The organism is Aneurinibacillus terranovensis DSM 18919 (genome assembly GCF_000430625.1).
Taxonomy (GTDB): Bacteria; Bacillota; Bacilli; order Aneurinibacillales; family Aneurinibacillaceae; genus Aneurinibacillus_B; species Aneurinibacillus_B terranovensis.
In genome coordinates, this window is record NZ_AUMJ01000009.1 from 121,672 (window position 1) to 140,978 (window position 19,307).

General features: G+C 46.0%; 19 protein-coding genes. 3 read left to right on the forward strand and 16 right to left on the reverse strand.

Annotation, left to right across the window (positions count from 1 at the left end):
- Positions 1 to 11: 11 nt before the first annotated feature.
- The 3 genes from ytaF to polA all read right to left on the reverse strand — a co-directional run bounded on the left by ytaF (position 12) and on the right by polA (position 4,349).
- Positions 12 to 668: a sporulation membrane protein YtaF gene (ytaF, locus tag H525_RS0101755; RefSeq protein WP_027414773.1), complete on the reverse strand. Its 657-nt coding sequence runs from the start codon at positions 666 to 668 to the stop codon at positions 12 to 14.
- Between the two features lie 131 nt (positions 669 to 799).
- A complete protein-coding gene (gene mutM / locus H525_RS0101760) occupies positions 800 to 1,630 on the reverse strand; it encodes a DNA-formamidopyrimidine glycosylase (RefSeq protein WP_027414774.1) in 831 nt (276 codons plus the stop codon).
- A gap of 64 nt (positions 1,631 to 1,694) precedes the next feature.
- On the reverse strand, positions 1,695 to 4,349 hold the full coding sequence (gene polA, locus H525_RS0101765) for a DNA polymerase I (protein ID WP_027414775.1): 2,655 nt from the start codon (positions 4,347 to 4,349) through the stop codon (positions 1,695 to 1,697).
- Between the two features lie 195 nt (positions 4,350 to 4,544).
- Between polA and H525_RS0101770 the strand changes: the two genes are divergently transcribed.
- The gene (locus tag H525_RS0101770; RefSeq protein WP_027414776.1) at positions 4,545 to 5,465 is read left to right on the forward strand and encodes a DMT family transporter; all 921 of its coding nucleotides are present in this window, start codon (positions 4,545 to 4,547) and stop codon (positions 5,463 to 5,465) included.
- On the opposite strand, the gene pnpS is transcribed toward H525_RS0101770, so the two are convergent.
- The 6 genes from pnpS to citZ all read right to left on the reverse strand — a co-directional run bounded on the left by pnpS (position 5,422) and on the right by citZ (position 12,104).
- Complete coding sequence (gene pnpS / locus H525_RS0101775; protein ID WP_027414777.1) at positions 5,422 to 7,200, reverse strand: two-component system histidine kinase PnpS; 1,779 nt, start codon at positions 7,198 to 7,200, stop codon at positions 5,422 to 5,424. The genes H525_RS0101770 and pnpS overlap by 44 nt on opposite strands.
- A gap of 4 nt (positions 7,201 to 7,204) precedes the next feature.
- Positions 7,205 to 7,906 (reverse strand): response regulator transcription factor, encoded by a 702-nt coding sequence (locus tag H525_RS0101780; protein ID WP_027414778.1) that lies wholly within the window; start codon positions 7,904 to 7,906, stop codon positions 7,205 to 7,207.
- A gap of 11 nt (positions 7,907 to 7,917) precedes the next feature.
- Positions 7,918 to 8,388, reverse strand: a complete 471-nt coding sequence (locus tag H525_RS0101785; protein ID WP_027414779.1) for a hypothetical protein — start codon at positions 8,386 to 8,388, stop codon at positions 7,918 to 7,920.
- 169 nt (positions 8,389 to 8,557) lie between these two features.
- Complete coding sequence (gene mdh / locus H525_RS0101790) at positions 8,558 to 9,496, reverse strand: malate dehydrogenase (protein ID WP_027414780.1); 939 nt, start codon at positions 9,494 to 9,496, stop codon at positions 8,558 to 8,560.
- A gap of 93 nt (positions 9,497 to 9,589) precedes the next feature.
- Entirely contained in the window at positions 9,590 to 10,864 is a 1,275-nt protein-coding gene (gene icd, locus H525_RS0101795; protein WP_155837074.1) for an NADP-dependent isocitrate dehydrogenase, read from the reverse strand.
- Positions 10,865 to 10,994: 130 nt separating this feature from the next.
- Positions 10,995 to 12,104 (reverse strand): citrate synthase, encoded by a 1,110-nt coding sequence (citZ, locus tag H525_RS0101800; RefSeq protein WP_027414782.1) that lies wholly within the window; start codon positions 12,102 to 12,104, stop codon positions 10,995 to 10,997.
- 286 nt (positions 12,105 to 12,390) lie between these two features.
- Between citZ and ytvI the strand changes: the two genes are divergently transcribed.
- Both ytvI and H525_RS28880 read left to right on the forward strand, forming a co-directional pair.
- The gene (gene ytvI, locus H525_RS0101805) at positions 12,391 to 13,524 is read left to right on the forward strand and encodes a sporulation integral membrane protein YtvI (RefSeq protein ID WP_027414783.1); all 1,134 of its coding nucleotides are present in this window, start codon (positions 12,391 to 12,393) and stop codon (positions 13,522 to 13,524) included.
- A gap of 90 nt (positions 13,525 to 13,614) precedes the next feature.
- Entirely contained in the window at positions 13,615 to 13,743 is a 129-nt protein-coding gene (locus tag H525_RS28880; RefSeq protein WP_281172566.1) for a hypothetical protein, read from the forward strand.
- A gap of 49 nt (positions 13,744 to 13,792) precedes the next feature.
- Here H525_RS28880 and H525_RS0101810 read toward each other — a convergent pair whose 3' ends face one another.
- The 7 genes from H525_RS0101810 to H525_RS0101840 all read right to left on the reverse strand — a co-directional run bounded on the left by H525_RS0101810 (position 13,793) and on the right by H525_RS0101840 (position 19,278).
- The gene (locus H525_RS0101810; RefSeq protein ID WP_027414784.1) at positions 13,793 to 14,188 is read right to left on the reverse strand and encodes an FxsA family protein; all 396 of its coding nucleotides are present in this window, start codon (positions 14,186 to 14,188) and stop codon (positions 13,793 to 13,795) included.
- A 54-nt stretch (positions 14,189 to 14,242) separates the two neighbouring features.
- A complete protein-coding gene (locus H525_RS0101815; protein WP_035099612.1) occupies positions 14,243 to 14,668 on the reverse strand; it encodes an acyl-CoA thioesterase in 426 nt (141 codons plus the stop codon).
- Between the two features lie 26 nt (positions 14,669 to 14,694).
- On the reverse strand, positions 14,695 to 16,449 hold the full coding sequence (gene pyk, locus H525_RS0101820; RefSeq protein ID WP_027414786.1) for a pyruvate kinase: 1,755 nt from the start codon (positions 16,447 to 16,449) through the stop codon (positions 14,695 to 14,697).
- A 7-nt stretch (positions 16,450 to 16,456) separates the two neighbouring features.
- A complete protein-coding gene (locus H525_RS0101825; protein WP_027414787.1) occupies positions 16,457 to 17,434 on the reverse strand; it encodes an acetyl-CoA carboxylase carboxyltransferase subunit alpha in 978 nt (325 codons plus the stop codon).
- Positions 17,434 to 18,312, reverse strand: coding sequence for an acetyl-CoA carboxylase, carboxyltransferase subunit beta (accD, locus tag H525_RS0101830; protein WP_027414788.1), 879 nt, complete (start codon positions 18,310 to 18,312; stop codon positions 17,434 to 17,436). The genes H525_RS0101825 and accD overlap by 1 nt, the downstream gene beginning before the upstream one ends.
- A 15-nt stretch (positions 18,313 to 18,327) precedes the next feature.
- Positions 18,328 to 18,513, reverse strand: coding sequence for a hypothetical protein (locus tag H525_RS0101835; RefSeq protein ID WP_027414789.1), 186 nt, complete (start codon positions 18,511 to 18,513; stop codon positions 18,328 to 18,330).
- A 93-nt stretch (positions 18,514 to 18,606) separates the two neighbouring features.
- The gene (locus H525_RS0101840) at positions 18,607 to 19,278 is read right to left on the reverse strand and encodes a FadR/GntR family transcriptional regulator (protein ID WP_027414790.1); all 672 of its coding nucleotides are present in this window, start codon (positions 19,276 to 19,278) and stop codon (positions 18,607 to 18,609) included.
- Positions 19,279 to 19,307 lie beyond the last annotated feature (29 nt).

The window sequence follows — 19,307 nt, forward strand, 5'->3', positions numbered from 1 at the left end:
CACAACTCTCCTTAAAACATTTTAAAAACACCGCATAGAATAAGCAGCATGCTGGGAAGATACGTCATCCGTTTAATCCAGCTCGCATCCGAATAAATAAATCCTAACCTCAATCCCGATAAAATAAACAGACAGTTTATACATCCGATAAATAAAGCGGTAAACCAAGGTTGATAGCCGATGAGGGCGGCTCCAATACCGGCTCCGAAACCGTCCAGTGATAGCGCCAGGCCAAGAAACATCGCTTCCAGCGACGATATCGTCCCCGAGCGGTCCATATCCGCATCCGTGGGCTGCCGCAGGATTTGAATCATCAACCCTAACGTTTTGATTTCGATAGCGAAAACCGGTCTCTCATCTTCCGTATCCATCCTCTTTTTTTCAATCTCGTCATCCTTTTGCCGGCTATGCGTATGAAACACTGCCCAAAGGCCGATACCAATGAGAATGACACCACCGATGACATGTGTAGCTTGCGGTGAAAGAAAGTGGGCTAACCATTTGCCTATATGCATAGACGTGTAGATAATAAGCGCAGAACAGGCCGTGATGATCACGACAGAGCGAACCGGAATTTTTATACGCCTGACCCCATATGTTACGCCGACTCCGAAACCGTCCAAACTAACTGCTAGCGCTAGCGCAAGGAGTGAGAAGATATTGAGCACCCTTTAATCCTCCTTTTATAGGCCGCTATCTTACTACTGTATGAAGTGATAGCCTGTTTTCATGATGCCCTGTGTCTTCCAGGCTTCAATAAACAGTATATGGAGAGAGGATAAAGGAGTGCTTATTCTTTTTAGGTGCGCGGCTGACAGGTTGGACAGATATGAGTGCCTCTTCCGCCTACCACTGATTTTTCAATTGGTGTCCCGCATACCACGCATGATTCCCCGGTTCTGCCATAAGCTTTCAGGGTATGCTGAAAATTCCCTTCTTTTCCCTGGCCGTTCACGTACGATTTAATCGAGGAACCTCCAAGGGAGATCGACTCGGTTAAAACCCCCACAATGGCTTGATGCAGTTTGTTCCACTGATTATCAGTCAGTTCATCCGGCCCTTTCTCAGGATGAATTCCGGCCTGAAAGAGTGCTTCATCTACATATATATTGCCGAGCCCCACGAGAATTTCCTGATTTAACAATAAGGGCTTGATTTTGCTTTTCCTATGAATCAGCCGTTCCTTTAATAAGCCGGGAGTAAAGTTCTCATCCAGTGGTTCCGGACCCAATTTATAAAGCGGCGGCTCCAGTTCCTCCTGCCCCTTGACAAACAAGTGCATCGTTCCGAACGTACGGACATCCTTGTAACGCAGTTCGGTGCCGTCAGTAAATTGAAAAATAACATGGGTATGCTTTTCAACCGGTTCTCCGGTTTTGTAAAGCCCATACCGGCCTTCCATACGGAGGTGCGAAACAAGGACGAAATCATCAAGATAAAACTTGAGAAACTTTCCTCGCCGGCTTATGGAAAGGATCGTCTGCCCTTTTAGGCGCTCCACAAATTCAAGTTTGTCATCGGGCTTTTTAATTAAGCGGGGCAACCCCACCTCTACATTGGAAATGACTTTTCCAGTTACAAGCGTGGATAATGTTCTTCGTATGGTCTCTACCTCAGGTAACTCAGGCACGCAAATTTCTCCTTCTTGATTCACTATTTCATAGTATTCGTGATTTCATGGTTCTGTTTTTCTGTTATTTAGCTTCATACCAGCTTGGTCCGTCATTTACATCCACCTTAAGCGGCACATCGAGCGCCAGCGCATTCTCCATAACTTCAGGTACGATTTTGCGCATCAATTCCAGTTCATTTTCCGGAACTTCGAATATCAATTCATCATGCACCTGCAGAAGCATGCGACTGACAACTTTTTCCTGTTCCAGCCGCTTTGCCATATTGACCATAGCAAGCTTAATAATATCGGCGGCCGTTCCCTGTATCGGCGTGTTCATCGCTGTTCTTTCCGCAAAGCTTCGCAGATTAAAGTTCCGGCTATTGATATCAGGCAGGTAGCGGCGGCGGTTCAACAAGGTCGTGACATACCCGTACTTTTTCGCGTCGATAACAATGTTGTCCATATAGCGCTTCACACCGCCAAAAACAGAGAAATACCGTTCAATGAACTCGGCTGCTTCCCTGCGGGTAATATTTAAGTTCTGGGAAAGACCATAATCGCTAATCCCATAGACGATGCCGAAGTTAACGGCCTTGGCCTGCCGGCGCATAAGAGAAGTCACTTCCTCCGCCTTTACTCCGAACACATCCATCGCAGTCCGCGTATGAATATCCATATCATGGTGGAACGCATCGACTAAATTATCGTCTTTCGATATGTGGGCGAGAACGCGAAGTTCAATCTGGGAATAGTCGGCGGCCAGTATCCGCCACCCGGTTTCCGAAGGCACAAAGGCCTGCCGAATTCTTCTCCCCTCTTCCAGTCGTATCGGGATGTTCTGCAGGTTTGGCTCCGTACTGCTCAACCGACCGGTTGCCGTTACCGCTTGATTAAATGAAGTATGAATGCGTCCTGTTTTCTCACAAATCACCTTCTTTAATCCTTCAATGTAAGTCGACTGCAGTTTGCCCAGTTGTCTGAATTCAAGCAGTAAAGGAATGATTTCATGTGCGGACTCCAGTTTTTCCAGAACATCGGCGCTCGTTGAATACCCTGTTTTCGTCTTCTTGATAGCGGGTAAATTTAATTTATCAAACAGTATGTCACCAAGCTGCTTCGGTGAATTGATGTTAAATTCTGTGCCGGCCAACTCGTAGATTTCTTTCGTAAGCTTGTCCAGTTTTTCCTGAATCTGCTCGCCCATCTTATCAAGCGTCGCGCGGTTTACCCGAATACCTGTGCTTTCCATATCGCCCAGCACTGTTGTAAGCGGTAGCTCCAAATCGTAGAACAGTGCAGACAACTCTTGCTCTTTCATTTCTTCATCAAGCTTTTTGTGCAACCTGTAAATCGCATCCGCTTTGCGGACGATATGCCCGCCAAGTATGTGCTCTTCAGGTACCGTACGCTTGGCTCCCTTGCCGTATACGGCTTCATCGGAAGCGAGCGTGCCTCCGCCGCGCTGCATGACATCTGAGAGTCCGTGGTTCGTTTCAGACGGATTAAGTAAATACGAGGCAATAAGTACGTCAAATGAAATCCCCTCAAGCGAAACGTTGTGCCAGCCGAGTGAAACCCGGCTTCTTTTGGCATCATACACCCACTTGTGTTTATCTTTGTTGGATAGCCAATCGCGCAGAGCCGGCCAGCCGAGCAGCCGTTCCAACGGCACATACAGATGTGTGTCCTCATTCGAGAGCCCAATCCCGAGTATAGGGGCGTTATGGTAATTATCACCGTCCAATTCAACCATCAGAGCCATTGGGGTAACCAGTTTATCCTCCCACTCGTGCTGATTGTTTTCAGTTACCGTTACAAATTCAAAATCATCGTCTTCCTGCGTGTTTTCGTGCATTTTCGCTTCGGATGAATCGAGTCCCAGCCGTTCAATGAGCGATTTAAAAGAAAACCGCTGGAAAACGGGCGCCACTTTTTCCTTATCAAACGCCGTATACGCAATATCTTCGATCGATATTTCAACAGGCGCCTCCCGCAAAATGGCGGCCAGCTCTTTGCTCATTCGCGCATCCTGCTGGTGTTCGATAATTTTTTCCTGCAGCTTCTTCCCTTTTACTTCCGCTGCATGTTCAATGACATTTTCAACTGTTTTATATTCATGCAATAGTTTTAACGCTGTTTTCTCCCCAACCCCGGGAATGCCCGGAATATTATCCGACGCATCCCCCATGAGCCCTTTCAAATCAATGATTTGTGAAGGAACGAGTCCGTATTTTTCCTTTATTTCTTCCGGGGAATACAGCTCCACTTCACTAATTCCTTTGCGCGTTAACGCAACTTTTGTACGGTCGGATACAAGCTGCAGCATGTCTTTATCTCCGGAGACAATAAGTGTAGGAAAGCCTTTCTCTTCCGCTTCCCTCGAAATCGTCCCGATAATATCATCCGCCTCATAACCGGCAAGCTCATAATGCTTTATATGAAACGCATCAAGCAGTTCTTTCAACAATGGAAATTGCGATGACAGTTCCCCGGGCGTCTTCTGTCGCTTCCCTTTATATTCCGCATAGCCCTCCGTGCGGAACGTCACCTTCCCCGCGTCAAACGCTACGAGAACATGGGTGGGTTTCTCCTCCTCAAGCAAGCGCAATAGCATTGTCGTAAAGCCGTATACCGCATTCGTATAGAGACCTTCTTCGGTGCTCAATAGCGGAAGTGCATAAAATGCGCGGTTCGCAATACTATTCCCATCTATAATCATAACCTTATTTCCCATAAGACACCTCATCGCCTCGCAAATTTTATCTCCATTCATCATAACATACACTTCTCAGGCAAAACAGAAGCGCCTTTTTTAAAGAAAGAAGCGACTGCATCATGCCTCTTGTGCATGAGTGCAAATCCTTATAATATTAAATTATTATTCAAATAACTATTCGAATTTTCTCAGTTGTCCAGAAAGGAGACCCACATGAAAAGTGAGCCGACTCTAAACCCTTATCTTGCTCTTTTTTTCGGAGTGATTGCCGTATCCACTTCCGCTATTCTCGTAAAATTAGCCGGTGCTCCTGCCGCTGTCATTGCAACGTACCGGCTTTTATTTACGGTACTTCTCATGGTGCCGGTAATCGTATGGAAACATTGGAGGGACATCTCCCAAATTTCATCCAGAGATTGGTTGCTGTCAGCTCTGTCAGGAATTTTCCTTGCTTTTCACTTCATCCTTTGGTTTGAGTCGCTTAATTACACATCCGTCGCAAGCTCGGTCGTCCTCGTAACCCTGCAGCCGTTATTTTCGTTTGCAGGTGCGTACTTTTTTTTCAAAGAAAAAGTCAGCCGTTTAGGCGTTCTTGGAGGAGTTATTGCGCTAGCAGGAAGCGCTGTCATCGGATGGGGCGACTTTAAAATAGGAGGGGCAGCCTTATGGGGGGATATTCTTGCCCTGGCCGGAGCGGGAATGGTGACAGGATACTGGCTGTTCGGGCAGAGCGTACGGCAGCGGCTGTCTTTAATGCCCTACACTTTTGTTGTATATGGAATCAGTGTGGTTACCCTGCTGATTTATGATTTTATCACAGGAGATTCCCTTTATCCGTACGATATGAGAAATTGGTATGTTTTTCTTGCTCTTGCTATTTTCCCGACTCTGCTCGGGCACAGTGTATTCAACTGGGTAATAAAATGGCTCAGCGCGAATATCATTTCCATGAGTATTCTCGGTGAGCCGGTCGGTTCGTCGATTCTTGCTTATTTCATTTTAAAAGAAAAGGTGACTCAGATACAATTCATCGGCGGGATGGTCATTCTTATCGGCATCTATCTTTTTATCAAATGGAACCGTCCAAAAGTTAATGAAATTGGTAAGGCTGAGTCTTTGGAAATACAAGGGTAAAGGTTGTCCCTTCCCCTTCCTTGCTGTCCACCGTTATCATGCCGTGGTGAGATTCAACCAGATGTTTCACGATGGCAAGCCCAAGCCCCGTGCCGCCGGATTCCCGGGAACGCGCTTTATCCACACGATAAAACCGTTCGAAAATACGGGGCAGGTGGTTTCCCGGAATGCCAATTCCGGTATCCTTCACGACAACCTCAATATGTTCCTTCCCCTTTTCGCGCACATCCAGCATAACCTCGCCGTTTTCAGGCGTATAATTCACTGCGTTGCTTACAAGGTTAAGAATAACTTGCTGCAGCCGATCGCGGTCGCCTTCCATAAACACCCTGTCCTCCACTGGAAGATAAATCGCGATATTTTTCGCACGGGCATCTTCACGGACGATGCGTACCGTTTCTTTTATTAAGGCTGGCAAATTCACCTCTTCCAGTTGAAGAGGCATTTTTTTCTGTTCAATCTTGGAAAGATCCAGAATATCGGAAATAAGGCGATTTAAACGCTCGCTTTCCTCGTTAATAATCGTAAGAAAAGACCTGCTGATCTCCGGATCTTCCAGCGCACCGTCGAGAAGTGTTTCCGTAAAACCTTTGATCGAGGTAATCGGCGTTTTCAACTCATGTGACACGTTCGCGACAAACTCACTGCGCATTTTTTCCAACCTTCTAATGGCTGTGATATCATGAAGCAATACGATAACCCCTTTAATCTCCCTGTCCTCATTCTTATAGGCGGAAAGGTTGGCATCGATGATGCGCTCTGTCGGATAATACGTATGAAGCTCATCCCTGATTTTCTCTCCTGTTTCAAAACAGCGTGTAATGAGCTCGCTTAAGCCAAAATTCTTTCCAACCTCGTTGTGCACCCTTCCAATTAATTCATCCTCATTATAGCCCAGTATCTGTTCGGTGGCCACGTTTACCATCGTAATACGGCGGTTGTCACTAACAAGCATCATCCCGCTGAACATATTGTTCAGTATGCTTTTCAGCCGCTTTTCATTCTCCTGTATCGCCGAAACCTGCTGTTCGAGGCTGGATGCCATATAATTGACAGCTTTAGCCAGCTGGCCAACCTCTCCTTTGGCTTTCGTATTGATTCTACTTTTAAACCGGTTACGCGTAATATCCCGTGCCACCCTTGTGATTTCCTCTATCGGCTGTGTAATGCTTTTTGTCATACGGGTGCTTACAAAAGCAAATAAAAGGAGGGTGATAACCAGAATGGCCGTTAAGCTTATCCACAGTTTCTTAATGGTTGCCTGGACCGTCGTTGATGTAACCGCTACCCTGACAAACCCGATGATCTTTCCATTGTCTTTCAGCGGAACTGCCACATACATCATACTGTATTTCATGGTGGAGCTAAACCGAATTGAGCGTCCAATACCAGACCGAAGTGCCTCCTGTATCTCAGGGCGGTTTAAATGGTTAGGAAGTGTGTTTGGATTGTTCTCCGAATCGGCAAGAACCTTACCATCTCTGCCTATGACTGTAATTCGTTCCCCAATCTGGTCGTTAAATTCAACCATTCGCTGCTGAAGGGTATTCGGCTGCCGAGCCATATAAAATCTAACATCTTCCGCAATAATGATCGCTTCTTTTTTTAAATGATCTTCAAGGATCGTAATGTACGTGTTCTCCAGCAGTTTGGCCACATACAGGCCGATCACAAGCAGAAGAATCGTGATAATAAGGACAAACATCGATGCGAGCTTGATACGAAATCGATGCATAAGATTAACTTTCCAGCTTATAGCCGAGGCCGCGAACTGTTTTGATATATTTGGGCTGCTTGGTATCTTCTTCAATCTTTTCCCGCAGGTGGCTGATATGAACGTCTACGATTCTGGAGTCTCCCACAAAATCGTAATTCCATACCGCGTTTAACAGTTGATCCCTTGTCATTACGCGCCCCGGATGGCTTGCCATATAGTGAAGCAGTTCGAATTCCTTCGGCGTTAATTCCAGGCGTTCTCCGTTAAACAACACTTCATACTTTTCAGGATAGATTCTTAACTTGCCAATCGTAATTAGCTGCCCGTCTTCCGATTCACTCGTCTCCTGTTCCGCCTGCTGCCCGCTGCGCCTTAAAATGGCCTTAATGCGTGCAACCACTTCACGGGGACTAAACGGTTTCGTCATATAATCGTCTGCACCGAGTTCAAGTCCGAGAATTTTATCAAATTCTTCATCCTTTGCTGTCAGCATCAAAATCGGCGTGTTGATTTTTTCCATTCTGAGTTTTTTGCATACTTCCATTCCATCCAGTCCGGGAAGCATAATATCAAGCACAATTAAATCCGGGGATTCCGTCTCCGCCAGTTTAACGGCCGATACCCCATCCATCGCTTTAACCACTTGAAAACCGGCTTTTTGCAAATTAAACTCGAGCAGTGTTACAATGGATTGTTCATCATCAACGACAAGTATTTTTCTCACGCGCTACACCCTTATTTCGTAAATTTATGAATGTCTGTTTTCACTTGCTTCATCATCACATCGGATTCCGTAAGCCATTGGTCAGCTTTTTGCTCATGCGACTTATCCTGCACATCATAGAAATTAAACAGTTCCTGATATGCATCCACTTTCTTATTGAGTGCATCCACCAGTTCCTTTTTCACGGGCTCCATCTCTTTTGGAACCGGGGAATCACTAATATCATCCCGTATCGTTTCTAGTGTTGTTTTCCCCTGATCAATAGAATTCATAATTTCGGTTCTTTTCATACCTTTGTTGGCTTCGGCACGGACTTCCCCAAGTACTTTATTGGCATTTTGCGAAGCCTCCACCGCGTCGTTTGCTTTCGACACAAAATCTTTCTCATAATAAGCTAAATCTTTCTGGCTTGCCGAACAGCCCCCCAGTAAAAGCATAACTATAAAAAATGCAAAATACCCGGCTTTCGTTCTTTTCTTCACTGAATATCCCTCCTAGCCCATCATACCATATTTGATATAGAAAACAGCATCTGTCATTTAAACAAAACGGGGGGAAAATTTTTCTGACTAACATAAAAAAAAAGCCCCCAGGTAAAAACCCGGATGCTTTTTTTTATGCAAATCGGCAAATGGCGTTGCTAATTAAAGTTTACGATAATACAGCCATTACGTTGCGAACGGCATCAGCGGATTTATCAAGAGCCGCTTTTTCTTCAGCAGTTAATTCAAGCTCAAAGACTTTTTCGATTCCGTCTTTGCCAAGCAATGTCGGCACTCCGAGGTAGAGGTCGTTGTAACCATATTCCCCTTCAAGGTAAGCAATAGAAGGAATGATGCGCTTTTTGTCTTTGATTATCGCTTCAGCCATTTGAACCAACGATGCAGCTGGTGCATAGTATGCTGAACCGTTGCCAAGCAGGTTTACAATTTCAGCACCGCCCTTGCGTGTGCGGTCCACAATTTGCTCCAGGCGATCTTTCGGAATTAACGTTTCAAGCGGTATGCCGCCTGCATAAGAATAGCGGACAAGTGGAACCATCGTATCTCCATGGCCACCAAGCACAAAGCCGGTAACATCTTCAACAGATACGTTTAATTCCTGGGCAACAAACGTACGGAAACGGGCGGTATCCAGTACGCCCGATTGGCCGATTACACGATGCTTTGGAAAACCGGTTGTTCTATAAAGCGTGTACGTCATCGCGTCAACAGGATTGGAAAGGACGATCAGGATACTGTTTGGCGCATATTTTTTAATTTGTTCTCCAACAGCCTTCATAATGCCTGCGTTTGTATTAACGAGATCGTCACGGCTCATGCCAGGCTTACGGGCAATTCCGGCTGTTACAATAACGAGATCGGCATCCTGAATGTCAGCATAATCGGAAGTACCAGTCACTTTGCTGTCGAAACCTTCAACAGGGCCGGCTTCAGCCATATCCAGCGCCTTACCTTTTGTCGGGTTTTCCATTTGCGGAATATCAACAAGAACAACGTCTCCCAGTTCTTTTTGAGCAAGCAAAAATGCAGTGGTTGCACCGGTGAAACCTGAACCGATTACAGCAATTTTTTTACGTAAGAATGACATGAAAATTGCCTCCTAAAATGAAATTGTTTTTGTTTTGCTTATATGAAATAAGGAAAGGGAAATGCATGAGAACATGCATTGCCCTAAAATTACCTACATGTTTTTAATAAGTGCGTCCCCAAACTCGGAGCACTTAAGTTCTTTCGCGCCTTCCATTAAACGGGCAAAGTCATACGTTACTTCTTTAACCGAAATCGTTTTTTCAATGGAGTGGATAATCAAATCGGCCGCTTCTGTCCAACCCATATGGCGAAGCATCATTTCCCCTGAAAGAATCACGGACGAAGGGTTAACCTTATCAAGACCCGCGTATTTGGGAGCCGTACCGTGAGTGGCTTCAAAAATAGCATGTCCGGTTACGTAGTTAATATTGGCGCCAGGCGCAATCCCGATTCCGCCAACCTGTGCAGCGAGTGCATCAGAAACATAATCACCATTGAGGTTTAATGTAGCCACGACATCATACTCAGCGGGACGGGTTAGGATTTGTTGAAGAAATGCGTCAGCGATAACATCTTTTACGATGATTTTACCTTTTGCTTCTGCATCCGCCTGTGCCTTGTTTGCAGCGTCTTTGCCTGATTCTTCGGCAATCCGGTCGTACTGTGCCCATGTAAATACTTTATCGCCAAATTCCTTTTCGGCAAGTTCATAGCCCCACGTTTTGAACGCACCTTCCGTAAATTTCATGATGTTTCCTTTATGTACGAGGGTAACGCTCTTACGGTCGTTTTCCAGCGCATACTGGATCGCAGCCCGGACAAGGCGGCTTGTTCCTTCTTTGGAAACAGGTTTAATACCGATGCCGGAAGTTTCCGGAAAACGAATTTTCTTAACACCCATCTCGTTTCGCAGGAAAGAGATGACTTTCTTTACTTCTTCCGTTCCTTCCGCCCATTCAATGCCCGCATAAATATCTTCCGTATTTTCACGGAAAATAACCATATTTGTTAATTCAGGATGTTTTACAGGAGAAGGTACTCCTTCAAAATATTGAACAGGGCGTACACATGCATATAAATCTAACTCTTGACGTAAAGCAACGTTAATCGAGCGAATACCTCCACCAACCGGCGTAGTAAGCGGTCCTTTGATGGCGACAAGATATTCACTGATAGCCGTCAATGTATCCTTAGGAAGCCACTCTCCGAATTTATTAAACGCTTTTTCTCCTGCGAACACTTCATACCAGGCGATTTTTTTTTCACCGTTGTACGCTTTTTTTACAGCGGCGTCGAGCACGCGAACAGAAGCATTCCAAATATCCGGACCCGTTCCGTCCCCTTCGATAAAAGGAACGATTGGATTGTTGGGCACATTTAATTTACCTGTACTGTCAACGGTAATTTTCTCTCCATGCGTAGGCATTTCATACTGTTCAAAAATAGACACCCTAACCCCTCCCAAATATGTATTAGCGTGAAAAAAATTTCACAAAGTTAGATAAATTAGCAGGGAGTCACGAAGGTAACTCCCTCCTAAACTTTTAACTTATGAATTAGCGCTCGCTTAACGGAACGTAGTGAGCGTTTACAGGGCCAACGTATTCAGCACGCGGGCGAATCAAGCGGTTATTTTCGTACTGTTCGAGAATATGAGCAGTCCATCCGGAAGTCCGGCTAATCGCAAAGATTGGAGTAAATAAATCGCGCGGGATACCAAGGCTGTGATAGACAGAAGCGGAATAGAAGTCAACGTTTGGCAGCAATCCTTTTTCAGATACAACCATATCATTGATTTTCTCCGACATTTCAAACCATTTCGGCTGACCCGTAATTTCAGTCAAACGTCTGGACATTTCACGAAGATGTTTGGCGCGAGGGTCGCCATCTTTGTAGACACGATGGCCAAAGCCCATGATTTTAACTTTATTATCAAGCTTTTCGCGAATGTATGGTTCTACGTTGGATAATTCACCAATTTCTTCGAGCATCGACATAACGGCTTCGTTGGCGCCACCATGCAGCGGTCCTTTGAGAGCGCCGATAGCGGAAGTAATTCCCGAGTAGATGTCTGAGAGAGTAGCTACCGTCACACGGGCGGCGAAAGTGGAAGCATTCAATTCATGGTCTGCATGCAGGACAAGCGCTTTGTTAAAAGCCTCAATGGAAATGTCATCCGGCTCGGTACCATTTAACATATAAAGGAAGTTTTGTGCATAGTCAAAATTGGATTTAGGAGCGAGAATTTCTTTACCTTCACGAATGCGATGGTAAGCGGCAACAATTGTTGCAATTTTCGCCTGTAATTTCGTAGCTTTGCGAAGATTTGCTTCCCTGGACATATCCTGAGCTTCTGCATCATAAAGAGCTAAAGCAGAAATTGCAGTCCGCAGAACGGCCATCGGATGGTTGTCCTTCGGGTAGGCTTTCAGCTGGTCAATAATCGCTGCCGGTATGGATGCATTCTCAGCGAGGTCTTTTTTGAGCTGCGCGAGTTCGGCTTCTTTTGGCAGCCTTCCGTGCCAGAGCAAATATACCACTTCTTCGAAAGAAGCTTTCTCAGCCAGTTCGTCGATTTCAATTCCTGCATAAGTAAGCACGCCATCAACAATAGAGCAAACCGATGATTGTGTTGCAACAATCCCTTCCAATCCGCGTGTAGACATAGTATTATCTCTCCTTTATTCTGATTTATCTGTTGGGTTATTCAAAAATATCCTCCGGCTTTCTCGAATATGCCCACAGAGGACAAAAAAAGAGAGAGGATATCTTCTTTGACTGGATTCACGAATAATTATAGAATATTTCCCATAGTTTGTGAATGTTTATCGAAAAAAATGTGAAAAACTGATGAACATAAAGTAAATGTTGCTTTTTTCTTCATACTTATCATAACCTAAAAAAAGAGTTAAGAAAGTTATTTCTTGAAATGCAATAAAGAAAGGAGGCCTTATGGACGCCAATATTTACCGCCGTTTATTTCAAGTGCTGCGCTTTTTATTCGTAGCAGCCGTCGTTTATACAGCATATGTTCTTGTCGTATTTCTTACCCCCTTACTTTACCCTTTTCTCATCGGTTTCATTATTGCATATCTCATTAACAAACCGGTGGACAGGCTTGAACGGAATAAACGATGGCCGCGCTGGCTCGCAGTGACTATTGTACTGGCGCTCGTTATACTGATTTTTTTATCCATTGTAACGATGCTCGTTACCCAACTTGTGATTGAAACGGGAAACTTAATTAACACGCTGCCGAGCTACATTGACCAATTGACAACGTACTTTAGGAATTTTCTTTCCCAAGGTGTCATTACAGGAATTTATGACCGATTTGTCAATCTTTACAGCACGCTTGACGAAACATACAAACTAAAGATACAGGAAAATTTTTCAGAGGGAATGTCCCGGATTGCCGTGAGTGGAACCGTACTGACGAAGAACATTTTGTCAGGGATTCGCAATTTCCTCAGCTCTGTGCCGAACGCGGCGACCGTTATGGTCATCTCCGTGCTTTCCTCTTTCTTTATCAGCAAAGACTACCACAAGATTAAACGTAAAATGAGAGAATGGATTCCAATCGAGCACATTCAGCGGGGAGTTCACGTTGTTCACGACCTGCAGCGAGCTCTTTTCGGCTATATTAAAGCGCAGCTGACACTAATCTCCATCACGTCCGTGATAGTTATTATCGGCCTTCTCATTATCGGGGTTCCTTATGCGATATCCATCGGTTTGTTAACCGGGCTTGCGGACTTAATGCCATACGTCGGTACAGGTTCGGTATTTATTCCGTGGATCGCCTACGCGGTATTCTCCGGAGATTTCCCTCTTGTCATCGGGCTTTCCATTCTTTTCGCCATCGTTATCATTTTCAGGCAAATTATGGAACCTAAAATTGTTGCGACCAATGTTGGACTCGATCCGTTATTAACGCTTATCGCGCTATTCGCGGGGATGAAATTGTTCGGGTTTCTCGGCCTCATACTCGGACCCGTACTTCTTGTCGTGTTTAACGCACTGCGCAATGCGGGCGTATTCAAGGACCTGTGGAACTATATACGCGGACCAGTAGAGAATAAGTAACGCACAAACACCAAAAACCTCCGTTTTTGCCTTTACTTGGCATAACCGGGGGTTTTTATTCCAGGTGGTTTACCAATTTCCAGGTTGATTGTGGCAAACATCTACAAATATCTAGCCGCGGCCACACGCTCCACATCGAAAAAGCAACGTTCGGCACACTCCCGCGAGTTTTTCTCAGGTGACCCATGGAGGAAAGTATATGTTGCTTTAACACTGTAAAGCAACATATACTTTCTTTAACGGCAAGGGAAAAAACGATACGTTCCATTCACCAGCGCTTAAAAAAGCTGATGCTGCCTGAATGAAGCTTTCGTCTGAACCAGCGCCTGATGAAAATTTTTGCAATCCCTCTTGTGTAGGGGATGACTAAGATAAACCCTGCGATATCCGTAAAAAAGCCAGGAGTAAGGAGGAGAAGACCGCCCGCAAAAACGCAGATACCGTCAAGAACCGCTTCCGTTGGGAGCTGTCCCCTGCTTAGCTGCATCTCTGCGAGTTTAAAAATCTGCAGCCCTTCCCGTCTGGCGAGCCATGCCCCGAAAACTCCGGTAAAAATGCACAGGACAAGTGTCGGCAGCCATCCAAACGCTTTGCTTGCCGTAATAAGGCTCCATATTTCCAGCGTCGGAACCGCAATTAAGATAAGTATAAGGATACGGATCATACAGTCCTTCCCTCCTCTTGTTTGGCTTTATCGTAAAAAAACTTCGCTAACGCTTTATGACTCGTATTTTTTTAATAAAGCATAAAGCTCGGGCTCTTTCTTTTCCAGCCGTACCGGTTTAAGTTCAAGCGAGGTCCATACATGGTGAGTCTCGCCGGTGACAAGTAAAACACCGTCGCGCTGCCGGACAACTTCGTAGGCGAACACAAGGCGTACACCTTCACAGGCCACTATTTTTGAACGAATGATAAGCTCGTCGTCGTAGCGGGCCGGTTTTTTATAATAGACTCGTGCTTCTTGCACCGGCAGCATATAGCCTAACGATTCAAAACGCTGGTAAGGAAACCCAAGCTGACGTATTAATTCGGTTCGTCCAACTTCGAACCATACCAGATAGTTCGCATGATACACGACCTGCATTTGGTCGGTCTCCTGATACCTTACCCGCACGGTTGTTTCAAACCAATGTTCCTCTCCCATTATTGCCTCCGCTGCCTGTTCATTTTTTATAATATGCGGGCAAATCCTGAATAGATATGCCCAATTGAAGCGTCTACCGTTACTTCGTCCCCGTCATGGAAAATTTCTGTTGCCCCTTCTACCCCGACAATCACCGGCAAGGAAAGATTTAAGCCAATAACCGCTGCGTGGGAAGTGAGGCCTCCCTCTTCAACAATAAGTGCGCTCGCTTTCTCAATTAATGGCATCATTTCTTTGTCCGTGCCCGCAGCGACAAGAATATAGCCAGGCTCTAAGTCCTGTGGAATTTCCTTTGCTCCACGCACAACCACGATACGGCCTGTCACGTTCTTTTGTCCGATTCCCTGTCCTCTCGCTACCACTTCGCCGACTATGTGCGCTTTAAGAATATTGGTAGTGCCTGTTTCACGAACAGGGACACCGGCGGTTATAATCACGAGTTCCCCGCGTTTTACAATGCCGGATTTAACGGCGGTACGGACCGCAATGTCAAGCATTTCGTCCGTCGTTTCAGCCGGTTCGGCAATCAGCGGCAGAACCCCCCATACTAACGCCAATTTACGGCAAACATGCGGGTGTGGCGTGACGGCAACAATCGGTGATTTCGGGCGGAATTTGGAAACCATTCTCGCCGTATGGCCGCTTTCGGTGGACGTAATGATCGCTGAAGCATCTAAATCATAAGCCACATTGGCAACCGCCTGGCTCAATGCATCCGGAATCGTTGTTTGCCTTTTTGTTGATTCGCTGTGCAGAATTTCATGGTACGATAAAGCCGCTTCCGTTGTCTTAGCGATGCGGTCCATCGTTAAAACGGCTTGAACCGGATATTTACCGGCTGCTGTTTCACCGGAAAGCATAATCGCGTCCGAACCATCAAAAATGGCATTGGCTACATCGCTCGCTTCTGCACGGGTAGGGCGCGGGTTGCGCTGCATAGAGTCAAGCATCTGGGTAGCTGTAATGACCGGTTTGCCTGCCTGATTACATTTACGAATCATATCTTTTTGGACAAGCGGGACTTCTTCCGCCGGGATTTCTACCCCTAAATCACCGCGCGCCACCATCAAACCGTCGGAAACAGCAAGAATTTCATCCAGATTATGAACCCCTTCCTGGTTTTCGATTTTAGAAATAATCATAATGTCAGCATTATGCTGTTCCAGAATCTGACGAATTTCAAACACGTCTTCCGGTTTCCGCACAAAAGAAGCCGCGATAAAATCTACGCCTTGCTGAATGCCGAATTCGATATCCTTTGCGTCTTTTTCCGTAATCCCCGGCAGCCCGATTTCCACGCCGGGAACATTTACACCTTTCCGATCTTTCAACGGCCCACCGTTGCGAATGCGGCAGTGAATGTCCGTTCCTTCCACCTTTTCCACGGTCAGTCCAATCAGTCCGTCATCAATTAAAATTGTACTTCCCGGCGTAACATCGTTGGGAAGCCCTTCATATGTAATGGAAACTCGTTTTTCGTTTCCTTTTATTTCTTCTGTTGTTAAAATAATAGCGTCTCCCTCTTTGAGTTGAACGACATCACACTCCAATAGGCCGGTGCGAATCTCCGGCCCTTTCGTATCAAGAAGAATTGCTACATTTTTACCGAGTTCTTCAGCAGCTTGGCGAATGGTTGCGATACGCGCCTTGTGCTCTTCATGGGTTCCATGCGAAAAATTAAGCCGGGCCACATTCATTCCCGCTTCCATGAGTGCTTTTAACGTTTCGAGGGATTCACTTGCAGGACCAATAGTACAAACGATCTTTGTATTTCGCATAATTAGCCTCCTAGACGGTTGTTATGGTATTTTCCGTAAACGTTATAAACTTGCCAATTGATTTATATTTGTTGTATCGGTCAATTACTAATTGCTCACGATCGAGCGTCTGTAATTCCGTTAACTTTTTGGTTAACGATTCACGTAGAAAAGCGCACGTTTGCACGAGATTGCGGTGGGCCCCACCCATTGGCTCCGCAACGATTTCGTCAACAATACCGAGCTGATATAAATCATGCGCAGTAATTTTCATAGATTCAGCCGCACGCTGTGCCTGCGCCGCATCCTTCCAGAGTAAAGCAGCAGCCCCTTCCGGTGAAATAACCGAATAAAAGGCGTTTTCCAGCATGAGAAGCCGGTTGCCTACCCCCAGCGCAAGCGCACCGCCACTGCCGCCCTCTCCGGTGACAATGGAAATAATGGGCACGCCAAAAGATGCCATTTCACGCAGGTTGCGTGCAATCGCCTCACTCTGTCCGCGTTCTTCCGCGGCCTTACCCGGATAAGCACCCGGTGTATTAATAAAGCATACAATCGGCCGGTTAAATTTGTCAGCCTGCTGCATTAAACGCAGGGCTTTGCGGTATCCCTCCGGATGCGGCATGCCAAAATTACGGGCAATATTTTCTTTTGTATCTTTCCCTTTTTGATGGCCGATAACCGTCACAGGCTGCCCGTTAAATTTAGCAATCCCGCCAACAATCGCAGAATCCTCACCAAACAGACGATCTCCGTGCAACTCGATAAAATCTGTAAACAGCTCTTTAATAAAATCCAGCGTTGTCGGGCGTTCCGAATGACGCGCCAACTGCACCCGCTGCCACGGTGTCAGGTTGCCGTATATCTCCTGCGCAAGGGCTTTGGCTTTCGCTTCCAGCTTGACGATCTCATCTGTAAAATCAATGTCTTTTTCCTCGGTGAATTTGCGAAGTTCCTCAATTTTTGCATTGAGTTCAAGGAGTGGTTTTTCAAATTGTAAGTCCGCCATTATTTCACACTCCTTACGGTATGCATATCCAGAACGAGCCCTAGTTGGTCCCTTAATTCTTTGCGGGGGATGACCTTATCCAGCTGCCCTTTCTTGAATAAAAATTCCGCCGTCTGAAAATCCTCCGGCAATTCCTGGCGAATCGTCTGTTCGATAATACGCCGCCCGGCAAATCCGATCAATGCGCCCGGCTCGGCAAAATTATAATCACCAAGCGAGGCAAAGCTGGCAGAAACACCACCGGTTGTAGGATTGGTCATCACGGAAATGTAAAGCCCGCCGGCCGCATCCAATCTGGCAAGCGCCGCGCTTGTTTTGGCCATCTGCATTAAACTAAGCGCCCCCTCCTGCATGCGCGCCCCCCCGGAAGCAGAATATAAAAGAAACGGGTATTTTTTTTCAACGGCCCGTTCAATCGCCCTGGTGATTTTTTCGCCGACAACGGAACCCATGCTCCCCATGCGAAACCGTGAGTCCATCACACCGATCACGACAGGATACCCTTTAATGGTTCCTTCCCCGGTTACAACCGCCTCAGACAGCCCGGATTTTTCCCGATCCTTATCCAATTTTTCCGCGTAGTCCGGGAAATTAAGAGGATTTTCCGACAGTAAATCTGTATCATATTCAAAGAAATGACCTTCATCGAGGGTAATAGCGATCCGCTCAAACGCCGTCATTGGGAAGTGATACCCGCAACCCTGGCACACTTTCAAATTTTTATCCAGTTCTTTTGCGTAAATAATCGTCCCGCACTGACTGCATTTAATCATGAGGCCTTCCGGGACTTCCTTTTTTTCCGGACGCGGTTCATCGGTTACCTTTCCAGCCGGAATTGTCGCATACTTACGTTTTTTATAAAAAATATCTTTTAACAATAAATCGCACCTCTCTTAAGGCATCAATGAACGGTTTAATACTTCTTGAACCTCTTCCAGTTCTCCTTCCGGCACAAGAATTTCAAACTGTTTTGATAACCCGGCCTGACGGATTTTTACAAGAAAACCTTCCGTCGTTAATTTGTCCTGAATTTTTTCGGCAACTTTAGCGCTTGGGGCAATATAGATGACCGTCCACATACCGGTACACCATCCTTCTCAAAATATCTCTTCCATTTCATATTGTAAGCCTATATGTGAAGGATCACCAATATGAAATTTATGCTGAACGGACTACAAAACACTGCTGTCCAGATGCCGGGACATCCGGGCAACCGCTTTTGCATCATCACCCTCCCGAATCGCGGAAAGAATATCACGGTGTTCTTTTACCACCATTTCCTCGTCACTGCTTGGGGGCAGGGACCGCTCCCCGGCAGGCCTGGCGTATTCAACGACCGGCACCCAAATGCGGTGTAGCACGGAATTGCGGCTTGAGCGGCATATGGCCCGATGAAACAAATAATCTTCTTCATCCGCCGTTTCACCCGTCCGAATCTTCTCTTCCGCTGCCTGAATCAGTCTTTCCATTTCGGTGAAGTGTTTTTCGGTCGCGCGCTTGCAGGCCAACCGCACGGCATCGATTTCAAGCAGCTTACGCATCTCAATGAGGTCTTTTCGCGTCTTGAAATCTTTTAATACGTATGCACCGATAATATCGATTAATTGATTCTGGCGGTAATGTTGAATAAACGTGCCTTCCCCTCGCCGGGTCGTGATAAGGCCAAGCAGTTCCAACGAACGCAGCGCTTCACGCACAGAGGAACGGCCCACCTGCAGACGATCAGAGAGTTCCCGTTCGGACGGTAATTTATCCCCTGCTTTTAACCCGTCTTCCTTAATAATTCTGTTTATTTCCAACAAAATCTCTTCATAAACCTTGCGCTGATGGGGAAGTATACCCACAAAACTCACCTCTGCCCGTTTCCGTTAAC

What these genes read in the sequence shown, in the direction of transcription:
- H525_RS0101835 (WP_027414789.1), bottom strand. Translation starts at nt 18,513, where the DNA reads ATGTGGACGGTCATCTATATTGCCCCAAGCGCTAAAGTTGCCGAAAAA.
- H525_RS0101770 (WP_027414776.1), top strand. Translation starts at nt 4,545, where the DNA reads ATGAAAAGTGAGCCGACTCTAAACCCTTATCTTGCTCTTTTTTTCGGA.
- H525_RS0101825 (WP_027414787.1), bottom strand. Translation starts at nt 17,434, where the DNA reads ATGGCGGACTTACAATTTGAAAAACCACTCCTTGAACTCAATGCAAAA.
- H525_RS0101815 (WP_035099612.1), bottom strand. Translation starts at nt 14,668, where the DNA reads ATGGGAGAGGAACATTGGTTTGAAACAACCGTGCGGGTAAGGTATCAG.
- citZ (WP_027414782.1), bottom strand. Translation starts at nt 12,104, where the DNA reads ATGTCTACACGCGGATTGGAAGGGATTGTTGCAACACAATCATCGGTT.
- H525_RS0101810 (WP_027414784.1), bottom strand. Translation starts at nt 14,188, where the DNA reads ATGATCCGTATCCTTATACTTATCTTAATTGCGGTTCCGACGCTGGAA.
- pnpS (WP_027414777.1), bottom strand. Translation starts at nt 7,200, where the DNA reads ATGCATCGATTTCGTATCAAGCTCGCATCGATGTTTGTCCTTATTATC.
- mdh (WP_027414780.1), bottom strand. Translation starts at nt 9,496, where the DNA reads ATGTCATTCTTACGTAAAAAAATTGCTGTAATCGGTTCAGGTTTCACC.
- ytvI (WP_027414783.1), top strand. Translation starts at nt 12,391, where the DNA reads ATGGACGCCAATATTTACCGCCGTTTATTTCAAGTGCTGCGCTTTTTA.
- polA (WP_027414775.1), bottom strand. Translation starts at nt 4,349, where the DNA reads ATGGGAAATAAGGTTATGATTATAGATGGGAATAGTATTGCGAACCGC.
- icd (WP_155837074.1), bottom strand. Translation starts at nt 10,864, where the DNA reads ATGCCTACGCATGGAGAGAAAATTACCGTTGACAGTACAGGTAAATTA.